Genomic DNA, 16,505 nt, shown 5'->3' on the forward strand with positions numbered 1-16,505 from the left:
ACATGCTGGGTCAATGTCACTGGTGCCGGCTCACCGACGGAGGCGTGCTCCTCGTGGCGAGACTGATCTGGCGGTGACACAGCTCTGACATGCCATCCCTGACGAAGGAGTCCCCATGAGCGTCTACGCGCAGCCCGGCCACCCCGAGAGCCTGGTGAGCTTCAAAGCCCGGTACGAGAACTGGATCGGCGGCGAATGGGTCGCCCCGGTCAAAGGACGCTACTTCGAGAACCCGTCCCCGGTCACCGGGAAGACCTTCACCGAGATCGCTCAGTCCGACGCCGAGGACATCGAGCTCGCCCTCGACGCCGCACACCAGGCGGCTCCTGACTGGGGCCGGACCTCCGCCGCCCAGCGTGCGCTGGTACTCCACCGCATCGCCGACCGGATCGAAGAGAACCTCGAGATGCTCGCGGTGGCCGAGACCTGGGACAACGGCAAGCCGGTGCGTGAGTGCCTGGCCGCCGACCTGCCGCTGGCCGTTGACCACTTCCGCTACTTCGCCTCCGCCATCCGCGCCCAAGAGGGCGGGATCAGTGAGATCGACGGCGACACTGTGGCATACCACTTCCACGAACCGCTGGGCGTGGTCGGCCAGATCATCCCTTGGAACTTCCCGCTGCTGATGGCCACATGGAAACTCGCCCCCGCGCTGGCCGCCGGCAACACGGTGGTGCTCAAGCCCGCCGAGCAGACGCCGACATCCATCCTGGTGCTGTCCGAGCTGATCGCCGACCTGCTGCCGACCGGGGTGCTCAACGTGGTCAACGGCTTCGGCGCCGAGGCCGGAGCCCCACTGGCCTCCAGCCCGAGGATCCGCAAGATCGCCTTCACCGGAGAGACCACCACCGGCCGACTCATCATGCAGTACGCCTCCCAGAACCTCATCCCGGTCACCCTGGAGCTGGGCGGCAAGAGCCCCAACATCTTCTTCTCCGACGTCGCCCGGGAGAAGGACGCCTTCTATGAGAAGGCCCTGGAGGGCTTCACCATGTTCGCGCTCAACCAGGGTGAGGTCTGCACCTGCCCGTCGCGCGCCCTGATTGACGAGACCATCATGGACGGGTTCCTCGCCGATGCCGTCGAACGCACCAAGAAGGTCGTGCAGGGCGACCCGCTGGACACCAGCACCATGATCGGCGCGCAGGCCAGCAACGATCAGCTGGAGAAGATCCTCTCCTACATCGACATCGGCAAGCAGGAGGGCGCGGAGGTGCTGCTCGGCGGCGAGCAGGTGGACCTCGGCGGGGATCTCTCCGGGGGATACTACGTACAACCGACGATCTTCCGCGGCAGCAACTCCATGCGGATCTTCCAGGAGGAGATCTTCGGCCCCGTGGTTTCGGTGACCGGTTTCTCCGGCTACCAGGATGCCATGGACATCGCCAATGACACACTCTACGGACTGGGAGCCGGGGTGTGGTCCCGCGACGGTGCCACCGCCTACCGCGCGGGCCGGGAGATCCAGGCCGGACGGGTCTGGACCAACTGCTACCACCAGTACCCCGCCCACGCCGCCTTCGGCGGGTACAAGCAGTCGGGCATCGGCCGGGAGAACCACGCGATGATGCTGGGCCACTACCAGCAGACCAAGAACCTGCTGGTCAGCTACTCCGAAGGAGCTGCCGGCCTGTTCTGATCAGCAGGTCGCCACAGAGCCGGATGACGGCCCGCCGCCGGGGGAGCCCCGGGCGGCGGGCGTCTCCGTCCCAAGGACGCCCCACCAGGAGAAGGGAATGAGGACGATGCCCCATGCACGTGTCGCCCTGACCGAGGAGGCCGCAGCCCTGCTGCGCCGCCTCCGCACAGAGCATGACCAGCCACTGATGTTCCACCAGTCCGGAGGCTGCTGCGACGGCTCCGCCCCCATGTGCTACACCCAGGGGACCTTCCTCACCGGCTCCTCGGATGTGCTGCTCGGCGAACTCGACGCCGGCACCGGCGAACCTGTCCCGGTGTGGATCTCCCAGGCTCAGTTCGAGTACTGGTCCCACACCCACCTCACCATCGACGTCGCCGCTGGCCGTGGGGCGGGTTTCTCCATCGAAGGGCCCACCGGTCACCGGTTCGTGATCCGCTCCCGCCTCTTCACCGACGAGGAGTCCCAGGATCTGGAGCCGGTCCGCACCGGCTGAGCCCTCCGCCGGGCCGGGGGAGGGCTCAGCCGCAGCCGCTCCAGGTGGTCCTCGCGCCGCAGGTCCCAGGCGTCGGCTGCCTGGATGCTCACCGCCCGCGGTCCGGTGCGGCGGATCGTGCCCTCCACCAGCATCAGCTGGGCGGTGAAGAGGATCTCCCCGGCGTTGCTCTGGGCCTCCTCGAAGAACGCGACGTCAGCGCAGCCGGTGCCGTCGTCGAGACTGATGAACACCACCCGCTTGCCGCTGGCCATCGGCGGGGTCTGGGTGGCCACCCGAATTCCGGCCACTCGCACGGTGGCGCCGCTGCGCAGCTCCAGCAGGTCCTCCGCCCGGGTCACCTCGAAGCGGTCCAGCGCCGCCCAATGGTTCTCCATCACATGGCCGGTGACGTCGATGCTGGTCAGTCGCAGCTCGTCACTGATCAGCTCCTCCCTGGTGGGGGAGGGATGCGTCTCCGGCAGGGAGGAGACCTCCACGTCCGGGAGGGGCAACGGCAGCTGGCCGGCCACCTCCCGGCGTCGCGGCGAGGAGACCCGCGCCCGGGTCCGGTCCGCGACGGCGGCGATCAGGTCCCCCCGTCGGCCCAGGCCCCCGGGCATGAGTGAGTCCAAGGCCCCCACCTGTGCCAGTGCGCGCAGCGTGGGACGCTTCGGACGCGCCCGATCCCGCAGGTCCGCCAGCGAGTCGAAGGGCTGGGCCTCCACGATCCTGTCGATCTCCGCTTCGCTGATTCCCTTGAGGCTGGTCAGCGCCATGCGGATGCCCGCTGCGGCCGGCTCATCCAGCTCCTCCAGCACATAGTGCCGGGTGGAGCGGTTGACGTCCATGCCCAGCAGCGGCACTCCCAGACGCCTGGCCTCGGCCACCAGCAGCCGCAGCGGATACATGCCTGGATCATGTTCGAAGAGCCCGGCGAGGAAAGCCGCCGGATGGTGGGTCTTCAGCCAGGCGGACTCGAAGGTCGGGACCGCGAAGGCCGCCCCATGAGCTTTGCAGAAGCCGAAGGAGCCGAAGCTGTCCAGGATCTCCCAGACCTCCTCGATCACCCCGTCGGCATACCCGCGCGCTGCGGCCCGGGTGCGGAAGAAGGTCTTCACCGTGTCATGGGTCTCGCCGCCCAGTGCACGGCGGAGCTCATCGGCCTTGGCCAGTCCGCAGCGGGTCATCGTGTCGAAGATGCGCAGCACCTGCTCGTGGTAGATCGTCACCCCGTGGGTCTCGGCCAGGACGTCGGCCAGGTCCGGGTGCGGGGAGGCCACCTGTTCGAAACCATGCCGCCGCTCCAGATAAGGGGTCACCATGCCGGACCCCATCGGCCCCGGTCGGAACAGCGAGATGTCCACCACCAGGTCAGAGAAGCGTCGTGGCACCAGCTTGCCCACCAGCTCCCGCTGCCCCGGAGACTCGATCTGGAAGCAGCCCAAAGTGTGGGTGGACTGGATGAGTCGATAGGTCGCCTCGTCGTCGCGGTCCACCGCCTCCAGCTCGATCCGTTCCCCGGTGGTGCGCCGCACCTCCTGCAGGGCGTAGGCGATGGTGGACTGCATGCGCACCCCCAGCACGTCCAGCTTCAGGAAACCCATCGGGTCCATGTCGTGCTTGTCGAACTGACTCATCGGCAGTCCGTCCACCCCGGAGGGCTGCACCGGCGTGAGGTCCAGCAGCTGCTCATCGCCCAGGATGACCCCACAGGGGTGGGTGGAAATATGCCGGGGAAGCCGGTCCAGCCGCTCGGTGAGATCCACCAGCAGGTCCAGCTGCTGGCGCCCCTGCGACCGCTCGGAGTCCAACCGGGCGGCCAGGGTGCGCAGCTCCGGCTTCTCCGCCAGCGCCTCTCGGAACCGACTGGCCGGGAAACGCCACATGGTCTCAGCGATCTGCGCGATCTCCTCCTCCGGCAGTCCCAGAGCGAGGCCGGCGTCGCGCACGGCTCCGCGGATCCGATAGCTGTTCTGCATACTCATCAGCGTGGTGCGCTCACCACCGAACCGCTCGAATATCCGGTGGTAGACCTCATGGCGGCGGGCCGACTCCACGTCGATGTCGATGTCCGGCAGGGTGGAACGGCGCCGTGAGAGGAAACGTTCGAAGATCAGATCATGCTCGATCGGGTCCACCGCGCTGATCCGCAGCAGATGATTCACCAGAGAGGAGGCCCCTGAGCCGCGCGCCGAGACCCGCACCTCCATCTGCTCGACCATCTCGACCACTTCTGCGACCGTCAGGAAGTAGCTGGAGAAGCCGAGATCCTCGATGATCGTCAGCTCATGCTCCAACCGCCCCCTCACCTGCGCGGCGGCTGAGGAGGACAGCCGGGGGAACCGCGCGGTGAGCCCGGCCTCGCAGCGCTGGCGCAGCTCGCGGCGCGGATCTGTGCACCGCCCCTGCCTGCCCAGCCCGATCACCCGGGCCTCCGGGACCTTCGGCACGCGGAAGCTCATGTGCGCCACCGGGTCCAGGAGGCAACGCTGCGCCAGCGCCCGGGTGTGCTCGAGCAGGTCCACGGCGTCGATGTGTGCCGCCGAGCTGGACGCGCAGATCTCCCCGGCCAGTCGTTCCATCGTCCGGGCAGGCTTGAGCCAGCCCTGGCCGTTGGGCTGCAGGGTCTCGGTGACGTGGAGACTGGAGAGCACCCGGACCGCGTCGAGCACATCGGCGGTGGTGGCGTCGTCCTCCTGGGCGAAGCGCACCATGTTCGTCAGCACCGGGTCCACTGCACAGTCCTCGGCGATCGCGAGCATCCGCGCGGCATGGGCGGTGGAGAGCGCCTCTCCGGGAGGGGCGAGGTGGGAGACCACCTCGATCCGCAGCGGGGCGGCCCCCAGGGCCGATCGCCAGCCGTGCAGCAGCCCCCGGGCCTGGGCGTAGCGTCGGGTGGCCGCAGCGGTACCGACGTCGCTCTCCGGCCCCAGCAGCACGAACAGTGCCGGATCAGCCTCCCCGGAGGCCACGGTCCGCACCCCTGCGGGGCAGGCCAGCTCCACCAGCCGAGCGAGGCCGAGGCGGGGCCCTGCGCCGGTGTCCCGCAGATGGGCGGCAGAGACCGCCCGACACAGCGCCGCATACCCGGCCGCCGAACCGTGGGCGAGCAGAACCACCCGCCCGCGGTCCGCCAGGCCGCCGTCGGGGAGCTCCTCGATGACCTGCAGGTTCACCCCGAGGATGGGGGAGACGTCGTGGACGCGGCAGGCGGTGACATGCTTGATCGCCCCGTACAGGCCGTCCCGGTCCACGCAGGCGATGGCGTCCGCATCGTCCGCGGCGGCCGCCGCGACCAGGTCCTCCGGCCAGCTGGCACCGTAGTGGGCGCTGAAGGAGGAGGCGACGTCGAGATGCACGAACCCACCCATCAGCGTGCTCCCCGAGGTGGGGTGAGCCGGTCAGGGGCGGTGAGATCAGGCCGCCGCATCGTGGACTCTCAGCAGCCGCCATCGTCCGGAGCCGGCGTGACGGCTCAGGTCGACGGTGCGAGGCACGGCCCGGGAGGCGGCCTCCAGGCGGATCTGGAGCCGCCAGATCTCATGGTCGACGACCCCTGCACCGCGACCGCGTTCGACCCGGGCGTCCTCGAGCCACCAGCGACGGCGCTCGAACCAGCGGACCGGCTCCTCCACGACGGCATGCCAGCGATCCCGCCAGCACAGTCGGTGCGGGATGCCGGTCTCGTCGCACTCGACGGTCAGCTCCTCGGTGAGGGCCCGCGACAGCGGGATGACGGCTGCATCGTTCCGGGATCCTGCGCCAGAGCCAGAGGCAGAGCCAGAGGCAGAGCCAGAGGCAGAGCCAGAAGCAGAGCCAGAAGCAGGGGCCGAGGATCGGCTCGCGGCGCTCTGGCTCCTCGCGGCGGCGAGGCGGCGAGCCTCCTCCGGGGCGACGAGGCGGACGACGCCGGGAAGGGCGGGGGTGGTCGAGGTGGTGCTCATCAGCTCTACTCCCTAGGTCCAGCGCCCGAAGGCGCGCAGGTGCAGTGTTCGCTGACGATGGGAAGGAGCGAGCGGGGAGCGAGGCACCGCCTCTCGCCCCTCCATCGTAGTTCGAACACAGTTTCGAATACAAAGGGAGGCTACGGCGGACCGCTGACATGCGAGGCAGGCGGGCGTGCGACACCGCAGGCAGGCGCCTGCCGAGGTGCCGGAGTTATCCTCCGACACCGCCGGCAGGCGCAACGCTCAGCGCGCAGCGGGGGCGGGCACCCCGGGCAGCCGCCACACGGTGAAGGACGGGCCGAGGGCGGAGATCCGCATGGTCTCACCGGAGAGGTCGCACACAGATTCACCGGTCAGACGCGAGATCGCCGGCTCATCCCGCTGACCGCAGGACGCCGCCAGCCCCGGCACGGCCACCACAGGAAGCTCCATCTCACGCTCAGCCATGGTGGCCAGCACCAGCAGGCTCTCCTGGGCCGACTCGCGGAGGAACACCACGGCGTCGTCGTCAGCGTGGACCCAGCGCATCCCGCCGCGGGCCAGCACCTCATGACCGCGGCGCAGACCGACCAGCTCCCGGCACAGTCGCAGTTGCTCGGCGACCTCCGGCTGGGACTCCGTGCCCCACGGCATCGGAGTGCGGCTGAGTTCGCCGTCGGCCCCGGTGAGCCCGAACTCGTCCCCGGCGAAGAGCACCGGCACCCCCGGCAGGGTCATCGCCAGCCCCAGTGCGAGCGGCATGGCTCCCTGGGCCGCGTGCGTGGAGAACCGCGCGGTGTCATGGGTGTTCAGCGGCTGCATGTTCCCCAGTCGGATCCGCCACGGGATCCCGGCGGAGAATCGGGTCACCGCCTGGGCGAACTCCGCGGCGGTGATCTTCGGGATCCCGCCCAGCGGCAGGCCGAAGAACCACGGCTCGGTGCACTGGGAGCCCTCCGCTGTGGTCCAAGGTTCCCCGGTGGGATCGCTCAACCAGGACCACAGCGGTCGGGTGAAGGCCGGATACGTCATGGCCCCGTGCCAGGCGTCTCCCTGCAGATCCTCAGTGGCGTCATTGGTGGACTCGGCCAGCAGCACGGTGTCCGGGCTGACCCTCTCCATGGTGCGGCGCAGGATCTGCCGCACCTCGGCGTTGAGGTCGACGTCGCGCAGCCGTCCGGTCATGTTCGCCACATCGATCCGCCAGCCGTCGGCCTCGAAGGGCGGCAGCAGCCAGCGGGCGACCACCGAGTCCGCCCCCTGGATGAACCTCTCGCGCAGCTGCTCGGAGGACCAGTCGAACTTCGGCAGTGACGGCGTGCCCAGCCAGGACTCGTAGGAGCCGTCCTCGGCGAAGTAGTAGTACTGCCGCTCTGGGGCCCCAGGATCGGCAAGAGCGGCCTGGAACCACTCGTGGCGATCCCCGGAATGGTTGCTCGTCAGGTCCCCGATGACCCGCATGCCTCGGGCGTGGGCGGCCCGGACCAGACGCACATAGGCCTCATCGCCGCCGAGCAGCGGGTCCACCCGCTCGAAGCTCGCCGCGTCGTACCGATGGTTCGAGGCCGCCGGAAAGATCGGCGTCAGGTAGATCAGGTCCACTCCGAGCTCGGCCAGATGGTCCAGCTTCTCCACGATCCCGTCAAGGTCACCGCCGTAGAGCTGCTGGCTCCTGCACGGCATCACGGGGTCCACCGGGTCCTCCCAGGCGGCCGGGATCGCCCACTCAGGAGTCTCACGATCCGCGGCCTCTGCGGACCGGGCGAACCGGTCCGGGAAGATCTGGTACATCACCGACTCTGCCAGCCAGGCCGGAGCCGCCGGGGTGGCCAGCAGGACGAAGTCATCGGCGTCGCGGACCTCCCCGGGGTGCAGACCGGACTGGTTCAGCCAGTGCACACGGCCGGCGCCGCGCAGCAGCCAGCGGTAGCCATGGCGGGGGTTGTGCACGGTGACCTCGGCCTCCCACCACTGCCAGCCGCCCGCAGCACCGAGCGGCTCGGCCTCGTCCCATGTCGGCTCGCGGTCCGGGTTGGACCGCACCATGACCGCCTCCAGCGGGCCGAAGCCCTCCGGCACGCGCAGCCGCACCCGCACGCGCTCGCCCAGAGCGGGGGCGCCGTCCGAGACATGCAGGGGTGAGCCGTCGTGATGGGGGAGCAGGTCGGCTGGAGCCGGGGACGGGTGGGCGGGTGCTGGCATGGGTCTCCTCACTTCACGCTTCCGGCGGTCAGTCCACCGATGATGTACTTCTGCAGGGCCAGGAACAGCGCCACCGGGATGATCGCGGCCAGCACCGCGCCCGCGGCGAAGATCGACCAGTTCTGCGAGGTCTCCTGGGAGATGAACTGATAGAGCCCCACCGCCAGAGTCTGCTTGTCCGGGTCGATCAGCAGCACCGAGGCCACCACGAAGTCGTTGGTGGTCGCGATGAACGAGAGCAGCGCCACCACCGCCAGGATCGGAGAGACCAGCGGCAGGATGATGGTGAAGAATATCCGGGCGTGACCGGCGCCGTCGATGCGTGCGGCCTCATCGATGGACTGCGGGATCGTGTTGAAGAACCCATACATCAGATAGGTGTTCACCCCCAGCGCCCCGCCCAGATACACCAGGATGAGTCCCATCTGGCTGTTCACCCCGATGGCCGGGAAGATCTCCCCGATGGAGAGCATCAGCAGGAAGATCGCGACCATCGCCAGCAGCTGCGGGAACATCTGCACCAGCAGCAGGGTGATCAGCCCGACCCGCCGTCCGGTGAACCGCATCCGGGAGAACGCATAGGCGGCCAGTGCGCCGAGCAGCACGCTTCCCGCCGAGGAGGTCAGGCCGATGAACAGCGTGTTCCCGAACCAGGCGGCGTAGGGCTGCTGGGGTCGGTCGAACAGCTCGACATAGCTGTCCAGACTCATGTTCCGGAACAGCGAGTTGGCGGTGATCAGCGTGCCGCCGGGGTTCAGCGAGGCGGAGAACACGTAGACCAGCGGGAAGATCGAGAAGACCACGATCACCGCACCGACGAGATGACGCCAGCCGGTCTGGCGCATCCAGACGCGGAAGGGCCGGCCGGTGCGGAGGGGGCGAGGGGCGCTGTCAGTGTCGACACTCATGTCAGTTCAGCTCCTCGAGTGACTTGGTCTGCCGGAAGGCGATCACCGAGACGGTGCCGACGAGCAGGAAGATGATGATCGCGAAGGCGCTGGCCAGCCCATAGTCTCGATCGGCACCGACGAAGGCCACCTTGTAGACCAGGGTGATGAGGATGTCGGTGGCACCGACATTGATGCCGGCGTCGAGATCGCGGGGCCCGCCTCCGGTGAGCATGTACACCAGGGTCAAGTTGTTGAAGTTGAAGGCGAAGGCCGAGATCAGCAACGGTGCCAGGGAGACCAGCAGCAGGGGCAGCTTGATCATCCGGAAGGCTTGGAAGGGCCTGGCGCCGTCCATCTGCGCGGCCTCGGTGAGTTCGTCGGGTATCGCCTGCAGCGCGCCGGTGCAGACCAGGAACATGTAGGGGAACCCCAGCCAGAGGTTCACCAGCAGGATCGAAACCTTCGCCAGGAGGGCATCGGTCAGCCAGGGGATCTGGGCGCCTCCGAAGATGACGTTGTTCACGAAGCCGAACTCCTGGTTCAGCATGCCTGCCCAGACCAGTGCGGAGAGGAACCCGGGGAAGGCGTAGGGCAGGATCATGATCAGCCGGTAGTACTTGCGGCTTCGCATCCGGGCGTCGTTGAACACGATCGCCAGGAACAGGCCCAGGACGAAGGTCGTCGCCACCGAGAGGAACGCGAAGGCGAAGGTCCAGATCGTCACCGAGAGCAGCGGGCCACGAATCGTGGGCTCGGTGGCGGCACGCACGAAGTTGTCCAGGCCGACGTGGATCCGCCAGCCCGGCATCAGCTCCTCACCCTGCGGGGAGCTGAACGCGCCCTCACCGGTGTCGGCGTAGACCGTCCCGGTGTCTGAGTTGGTCATGGTGTCGGCCTCGGCGTCGTAGACATACCGAGAGGTGTAGAGATAGGCCGACTGCGCATCCTGGGTGCGGAGCATGCCCGCATTGGGGTCCTCGCTGAAGGGCACCGCCAGCTGGGTGATCTCCCCCTGGCGCTGGAGCACCTCGGCGAAGTCCAGGACGTCATGTCCGGGGACGTCGACCACGCGCCCGGCATCGACCACGGCTCCGTCGACCTGTTCCAGAGGCTGCTCCGCGGAACCGATGAAGACATCGCCTGCCGGGTCGGTGACCACGAAGGAGAGCTCGCCGAAGCGCTCCGCCACAGCGAGCGAGTAGGTGGGGGAGTCCGGCACGCGCTCCTGGTTCTGCAGCATGATCGCGTGCACCGCGTCGTCCTTGTCGCTGTTGTGTCCGGTGCCGTAGTTGGTGAAGGCGACGTACCCGGAGTACAGCACCATGAAGATCTGGAAGATCAGCAGGAACGCCACACCGGGAAGCAGGTACTTCGCCGGCAGTCCGCCGCGGCGGAAGTAGATCCACGAGATGAGGATCCCCGCGACGACGACGACGCCCCCGACCAGCGGCTGGTCGCTGGCGAACAGCACCAGGGCCGCGTAGACGGCGACGGCGTTGAGCACGCCCAGGATCAGGATCTTGACGACGAGCAGCTTCCATCCCACGGAGGCGGCCTCGGCCAGGCGCTCGGCCTGCCGATGCCTCCTCCCGGGGGGCCGGCGGCCGCGGGGGTGTTCCGCGGCCGCCGGGGACTTCTCAGGGGCGGGAGAGGTGGTGGTCATCACGGGTCAGTCGATGGCTCCGGCGATGTCATCGGCCATGCGCTCCCAGAGCTCGGCCGGGTCGCCGTCGCCCTCGATGATCGCGGCCTGGGTGGTGCCCCAGAACTCCCAGACGGCTCCCATCTCCGGGATGTTGGGCATCGGGACGGCCTCGGCGCCGACTTCGCCGAATCCGGCGACGATCTCGTCATCGGCCAGGGCGGCGTCGAAGGACTCCGTCAGCGCCGGGGCCCGGCCACCGACCTCGTAGAGGGCGGTCTGGATCTCGGCGGAACCGATGTATTCGGTGAGGAACGTCGTGGCGGCGACGACGTTCTCGCTCTGCGCGGAGAGGAAGAAGCCCTGCACTCCGGCGAAGGGTTGCGCCGCGTGATCGCCCGCGGCCGGGATCGGGTCCACCTGCAGGTCGATGTCGGCGTCCAGGGCGGCGGGCACGTTCCACGGGCCGGTGATGAGGAACGGCGTGTTGCCGTCGACGAAGTTCTCCCGGGCCAGGTCGCCGTCGATGTTGGTGTTCAGCAGCCCTTCAGAGCCCTGTTCGGCGAGCCACTCGGCGAAGTCCACTCCGCCCTCCTCGCCGATGCGCAGGTCGGCGGCGTCATAGCCGCCCTCCGAGTCGGTACCGAAGACCGGGGCGTCGAAGGACATCTGGAACGGGTAGAGGTGATAGGGATCGGCCTCAGTCGGATCGAGACCCACCAGGTAGGGGTAGTCGACATCGGCGTCCTCCCCGATGGCGACCATCTCCGCGTAGCTCTCCGGGGCATCCGGTGCGAGCTCGGCGTTGCGCAGCAGGGCGATGTTCTCGATGGAGTAGGGCAGACCATAGAGGTTGCCCTCATAGGACCACGCCTCCAGGGCGACGTCCTGGAACTCCTCCGCCTTGTCGCCGATCTCGATCGGCGCGACGACACCGTTGGTGACCAGTGTGCCCAGCCAGTCATGGGCGCCGACGGCGATGTCGGGGCCTTCGCCGGTGGGGACCTGCGAGACGAACTGGTCCCTGACGTCGGCGAAGTCCTGCTGGACCAGCTCGACGTCGATTCCGGTGTCCTCGGTGAAATCTGCGGCGGCGTCCTGGAGGACGTCGGCCCGGTCGGCATCGACCCAGACGGTCAGGCTTCCGGTGGCCTCGGGGCCCTCGGCGTCACCGCCGCCCTCAGCGGTCGCGTCATCGGAGCCGCAGGCGGTCAGCAGCAGCGCTCCGGCGGCCAGGGCGGCGCCGGCGCCGCGGGCTCGGGTGGTGTTGGGCCTCATGGTGTGTCCCTCTGATCGTCGATGTGCATGACAGGTGCGATGGAGGAGGCCACGTGAGCCACCTCACTGCAAGCGCTTCCAGTATGAGTCAGGTCACCGGTCATTGCAAGCATCGAGATTGGCTTCCCAAGCCGCAGCGATACCAGTCCTGCCGGAGGTGTGAAATGTAAACGCTTGCCAGTACAGTGTGATCATGCACACCAGCCACGAGGCACGCCACACTCCCCAGGCCCTCGCAGCCCCCGAGTGGTGGCGCACCGCCGTCATTTACCAGATCTATCCGCGCTCCTTCGCCGACGCCTCCGGCGACGGGGTGGGTGATCTGCGCGGCATCACCGGCCGACTGGATGCGCTGGACGAGCTGGGCGTCGACGCCCTGTGGCTGAGTCCCTTCATGGTCTCCCCGCAGAAGGATGCCGGCTATGACGTCGCCGACTACTGCGACGTCGACCCGCTCTTCGGCACGCTCGCCGACTTCGATGAGCTCCTGGCCGCAGCCCACGCCCGGGGGATCCGCATCATCGTGGACCTGGTGCCCAACCACTCCTCGGACCAGCACCCCTGGTTCCAGGCGGCGCTGACCGCCGCGCCGGGCTCGCCGGGGCGTGCGCGATACATCTTCCGGGAGGGCCGCGGCCCCGAGGGCGACCAGCCGCCCACCAACTGGGAGTCCATCTTCGGCGGCCCCGCCTGGACCCGGGTTACCGAGGCGGACGGCAGCCCCGGACAGTGGTACCTGCATCTGTTCGACACCAGCCAGCCGGACTTCAACTGGGACTCTGAGGACGTCCGGGAGGAGTTCCGTCGCATCCTGCGCTTCTGGCTGGACCGGGGGGTGGACGGGTTCCGCGTGGACGTCGCACACGGCATGGTCAAGGACCCGACCTTCCCGGACTGGACCCCGGACCCGCAGGCCGCCTCGATGGGCGGCGACGCGACGCCGGCACCCTACTGGGAGCAGGTAGGTGTGCATGACATCTACCGAGACTGGAACCGTCTGCTCGCCCAGTACGACGGGGACCGCGCCCTGTGCGGGGAGGCCTGGGTCTCCACCATCGAGAAGACCGCCCTGTGGGTCCGCCCCGACGAGATGCACCAGACCTTCAACTTCCACTACCTGGAGACTCCGTGGGACGCCTCGGCGCTGCGGCGGACCATCGACGACTCGCTGACCGCCTTCAGCTCCGTGGGAGCGCCCAGCACCTGGGTGCTGTCGAATCACGACGTCGTCCGCCACGCCACCCGGCTGGGGCTGACCGCCGAAAGTCCGCAGGGCGCGGGCATCGGTCCAGACTCTCCGGGGCTGCCTGACCGCTCCCAAGCCCTGCAGCGGGCCCGGGCGGCCACCGCACTGATGCTGGCCCTGCCCGGCTCCGCCTACCTCTACCAGGGGGAAGAGCTGGGTCTGCCCGAGGTGCTCGAGATCCCTGACGACGCCCGCCAGGATCCCACCTGGTTCCGCACCTCCGGTGAGCGATACGGCCGTGACGGGTGCCGGGTGCCGATCCCGTGGGAGGCCCACGCTCCGGCTCACGGCTTCAGCGCCACCGGACGCTCCTGGATCCCGCAGCCGCAGGGCTGGGGGGAGTATGCCCGCGACGGACAGCGCCACGACGCCGACTCCACCCTCTCGATGTACCGCCGGCTGCTCGCGCTGCGCCGGACCCACCGGCTGGGGGAGGGGTCGGTGGAGTGGCTCGATGTCAAGGACCTGCTGGGCGCCGAGGCCGCCGAGGTGCTCGCCCTGCGCAACCAGGGCGTCGTCGTGCTGGCGAACCTGGGTGCGGACCCGGTGGCACTGCCCGCCGCCGCGACGGTGCTGGCGGCCAGCACCCACCTCCCGTCGGCTCAGCACGGCGTCGAACGGAGCTCCGTCGGGGGAGCGGCCGCCCTGCTTCCGTCCGACGCCGTTGTATGGTTGGTCTCGCCGGAGAGCCCCGAGTTCAGCTGAGGAATCGAGACCGTGGTCAGCATCGATGAGGTTGCCCGCACCGCGGGAGTGTCGTCCGCGACGGTGTCCCGCGCCCTCAGCGGGCGTGGACACGTCTCTCCCTTCACCCGGGAGAAGGTCCTGCGGGTGGCCGGCGAGCTCGGCTACGTGGTCTCCTCGGCTGCTTCGAGCCTGGCCTCGGGACGCAGCCGCAACATCGGGGTCATGCTCCCTGACCTGCACCGCTGGTTCTTCTCCACGGTGCTCACCGGCATCTCGGAGGAGCTCAGTCGGCGCGGTTACGATCTGACGCTGTACAACGTCTCCGATGATGAGGAGCTCCGCCGCGAGATCTTCTCCTCCTTCCTCCGTCGGCGCCGGGTCGACGGGCTGATCGTGGTCGCCATGGAGCTGGACACCGAGGAGATCGATCAGCTCACCCAGCTCGGCATCCCGGTCCTCACCCTCGGGGGCTCGAACCCTCGCCTGTTCGGCCGAGCCGTCGACGACCATGCCCTCGCCAGGCTCGCCGTGGAACATCTTCTGCGGCTGGGGCACACCCGTATCGGCCGGATCGGTGCCGAGGCCAGCTTCAACCGTGACTTCCACATCCCTGCGCGCCGCGAGGCCGGCTTCCGTGACGCTCTCGCCGAGGCCGGGCTGGAGGCCGATCCACGGCTCTGCGTGACCGCCGACTTCACCATCGAGGGGGGTCACCGCGCCGCGAAGCTGATCCTCGGACGTTCGGAGGCGGCGCCGACCGGCCTGGTGGCCTTCTCCGATGAGATGGCGATCGGTGCACTTCTGGCAGCCAGGGAGCTCGGGCTGGAGGTCCCGCAGGACATCTCCGTCGTCGGCATGGACGGCCATGACCTGGGGCCGCTCTTCGGGCTCACCACGGTGGACCAGCACCCGCTGAACCAGGGCGGGCAGGCCGCCCGGGACATTCTGGAGCGCATCGAGGACCCCCGTCCCGCCGGCTCGGGCTCAGATCCTGCCGATGGTCCGCCGGTTCCGGACTCCGCCGCGACCTCTGCGGAGGCGTCCAGGTCCCTGGCCGGGCCGGAGCAGGTGCCTGGGCCCCTGCCCTATGAGCTGGTGGTGCGCAGCAGCACCTCCGCACCGCGCATGGCCTGAACGCGTTCTGCAGGGGCCCCACCGACGTGTCCCCATGGTCGAGGAAACCCTCCATCTCTGAGAGCGGCCCTGGCCTCAGAGCAGTCCGGCTCGACGCCGCGTGGTGCGATTCGCGTGCACCGACCAGCGTGGCAGCCAGCGCTGCAGAGCGGCACCCGCCGCGGGCCCCATCGCGGCGGCCACCCAGATGCCGGCCGCCAGCGAGCCCAGCGCCGCACCTGCGGCGATGATCAGAGGGCCGGCGGCGATGCCCAGGTCCTGCAGGAGCCGCCAGGCACCGAGGAACTGGGGTCTCCCGGCGGAGGGTGCGACGTCGGAGGCGACGGTCATCATGATCCCCGAGCCCAACCCGTTGCCCAGGCCGAGTGCCACCGCCACCCAGGTCAGCTGAGCGGCTGCCTGGGTCAGCGGCACCAGGGCCATGGCGAGCCCGAGGACCACCATCGCCGGCACACCCATCCACAGCCGACCGAAGTGGTCCATGATCTTGCCGGCCGGATAGAACAGCAGCATGTCGATGCCGCCGGCGATCCCGTAGATGATCGAGATCGTCGCCGGATCCAGTCCGAGATGCTCTCCCCAGAGGGGGATGACCTGTTGCCGTGCACCTCGGATGCAGCCCACCAGCAGCACCGGCACCCCCAGGGTCAGCAGCAGGGCGCGATGATCACGCAGCACCGTGCGCAGGCTCGGTCGCACAACGGCGTCCTCGGCCTCCGAGTCGGAGCGTCGCTGGTCCGGGTGTCTGCGTCGCTCCTCCGGTCGGGAGAGCGCGACTGTCACGGATGCGGCCGCCGCCGTCGCCGTGGCCAGCAGGAAGACCAGGCGCAGGTCCCCGGTCTGCAGCACCAGCGCTCCGATGAACGGGCCGACGAACTGCCCGATCCTGTGGACGCCGCCCAGGGTGGAGAGCACCCGGGCCCGGTGCATCGGCGGGGTGATCTCAGTCAGATACGAATGTCGGGCGAGGTGGAACACCGCGTTGGCGGCGCCGACGAGCAGAATGGCCAGCGCGAGAGCGATCAGCGAGTCGGCCAGGGCAGCGCCCAACAGGCCCAGGCAGGCTGTCCCGCCCGCCAGCAGCATCGCCGGGCGATCACCGATCCGGGAGGCGAGAGCTCCCGCGGGGATGTCCGCCAGGATCTGCCCGACCGGCAGCATCGCGGCGATCACCCCGGCCACGGCGAGCGTGGCTCCCTGCTGGACGGCGTGCGGGGCGATGATCGGCAGCATGGCACCGATCCCGATGCTGAAGATGAAGGCCGGGATCAGTGCCCCGAGCACCACAGTATGGAAGGGGAACAGACGCATATGATGCTGCGGGTTCCCCGCGGCTGCGGGAGATCGAGGGTCGGCAGGCACGACCGCCAGCCTACTCCCGGA

At 69.0% G+C, this 16,505-nt stretch carries 11 protein-coding genes; 4 read left to right on the forward strand and 7 right to left on the reverse strand.

Features of this window, described 5'->3' with window-relative positions:
* Positions 1-115 precede the first annotated feature (115 nt).
* Both adh and ODE13_RS12865 read left to right on the forward strand, forming a co-directional pair.
* Positions 116-1,639, forward strand: coding sequence for an aldehyde dehydrogenase (gene adh, locus ODE13_RS12860; protein ID WP_322479636.1), 1,524 nt, complete (start codon positions 116-118; stop codon positions 1,637-1,639).
* A 97-nt stretch (positions 1,640-1,736) separates the two neighbouring features.
* On the forward strand, positions 1,737-2,135 hold the full coding sequence (locus tag ODE13_RS12865; protein WP_416210694.1) for a DUF779 domain-containing protein: 399 nt from the start codon (positions 1,737-1,739) through the stop codon (positions 2,133-2,135).
* On the opposite strand, the gene ODE13_RS12870 is transcribed toward ODE13_RS12865, so the two are convergent.
* From ODE13_RS12870 to ODE13_RS12895, 6 genes are all read right to left on the reverse strand, one after another.
* A complete protein-coding gene (locus tag ODE13_RS12870) occupies positions 2,060-5,488 on the reverse strand; it encodes a DNA polymerase III subunit alpha (protein ID WP_322479638.1) in 3,429 nt (1,142 codons plus the stop codon). The two genes, ODE13_RS12865 and ODE13_RS12870, sit on opposite strands and share 76 nt — an antisense overlap.
* 45 nt (positions 5,489-5,533) lie before the next feature.
* A complete protein-coding gene (locus ODE13_RS12875) occupies positions 5,534-6,061 on the reverse strand; it encodes a DUF6504 family protein (protein WP_322479639.1) in 528 nt (175 codons plus the stop codon).
* Positions 6,062-6,307: 246 nt separating this feature from the next.
* Complete coding sequence (locus ODE13_RS12880) at positions 6,308-8,245, reverse strand: glycoside hydrolase family 13 protein (protein WP_322479640.1); 1,938 nt, start codon at positions 8,243-8,245, stop codon at positions 6,308-6,310.
* Between the two features lie 8 nt (positions 8,246-8,253).
* Positions 8,254-9,153 carry a sugar ABC transporter permease gene (locus ODE13_RS12885; RefSeq protein ID WP_322479641.1) on the reverse strand — a complete coding sequence of 300 codons (900 nt, stop codon included), beginning with the start codon at positions 9,151-9,153 and terminating at the stop codon, positions 8,254-8,256.
* 1 nt (position 9,154) lies between these two features.
* Positions 9,155-10,798: an ABC transporter permease subunit gene (locus ODE13_RS12890; protein WP_322479642.1), complete on the reverse strand. Its 1,644-nt coding sequence runs from the start codon at positions 10,796-10,798 to the stop codon at positions 9,155-9,157.
* Between the two features lie 6 nt (positions 10,799-10,804).
* Entirely contained in the window at positions 10,805-12,055 is a 1,251-nt protein-coding gene (locus ODE13_RS12895; protein WP_322479643.1) for a maltose ABC transporter substrate-binding protein, read from the reverse strand.
* A 193-nt stretch (positions 12,056-12,248) separates the two neighbouring features.
* On the opposite strand from ODE13_RS12895, the gene ODE13_RS12900 reads away from it, so the two are divergent.
* Both ODE13_RS12900 and ODE13_RS12905 read left to right on the forward strand, forming a co-directional pair.
* Positions 12,249-14,006, forward strand: coding sequence for a glycoside hydrolase family 13 protein (locus ODE13_RS12900; RefSeq protein ID WP_322479644.1), 1,758 nt, complete (start codon positions 12,249-12,251; stop codon positions 14,004-14,006).
* Between the two features lie 12 nt (positions 14,007-14,018).
* Entirely contained in the window at positions 14,019-15,122 is a 1,104-nt protein-coding gene (locus ODE13_RS12905; RefSeq protein ID WP_322479645.1) for a LacI family DNA-binding transcriptional regulator, read from the forward strand.
* A gap of 75 nt (positions 15,123-15,197) precedes the next feature.
* Here the strand turns inward: ODE13_RS12905 and ODE13_RS12910 are convergent, their stop codons facing one another.
* Positions 15,198-16,484, reverse strand: a complete 1,287-nt coding sequence (locus ODE13_RS12910) for an MFS transporter (protein ID WP_322479646.1) — start codon at positions 16,482-16,484, stop codon at positions 15,198-15,200.
* Between the last annotated feature and the right edge of the window lie 21 nt (positions 16,485-16,505).

It is taken from the genome of Nesterenkonia sp. HG001, assembly GCF_034438835.1.
Taxonomy (GTDB): Bacteria; Actinomycetota; Actinomycetes; order Actinomycetales; family Micrococcaceae; genus Nesterenkonia; species Nesterenkonia xinjiangensis.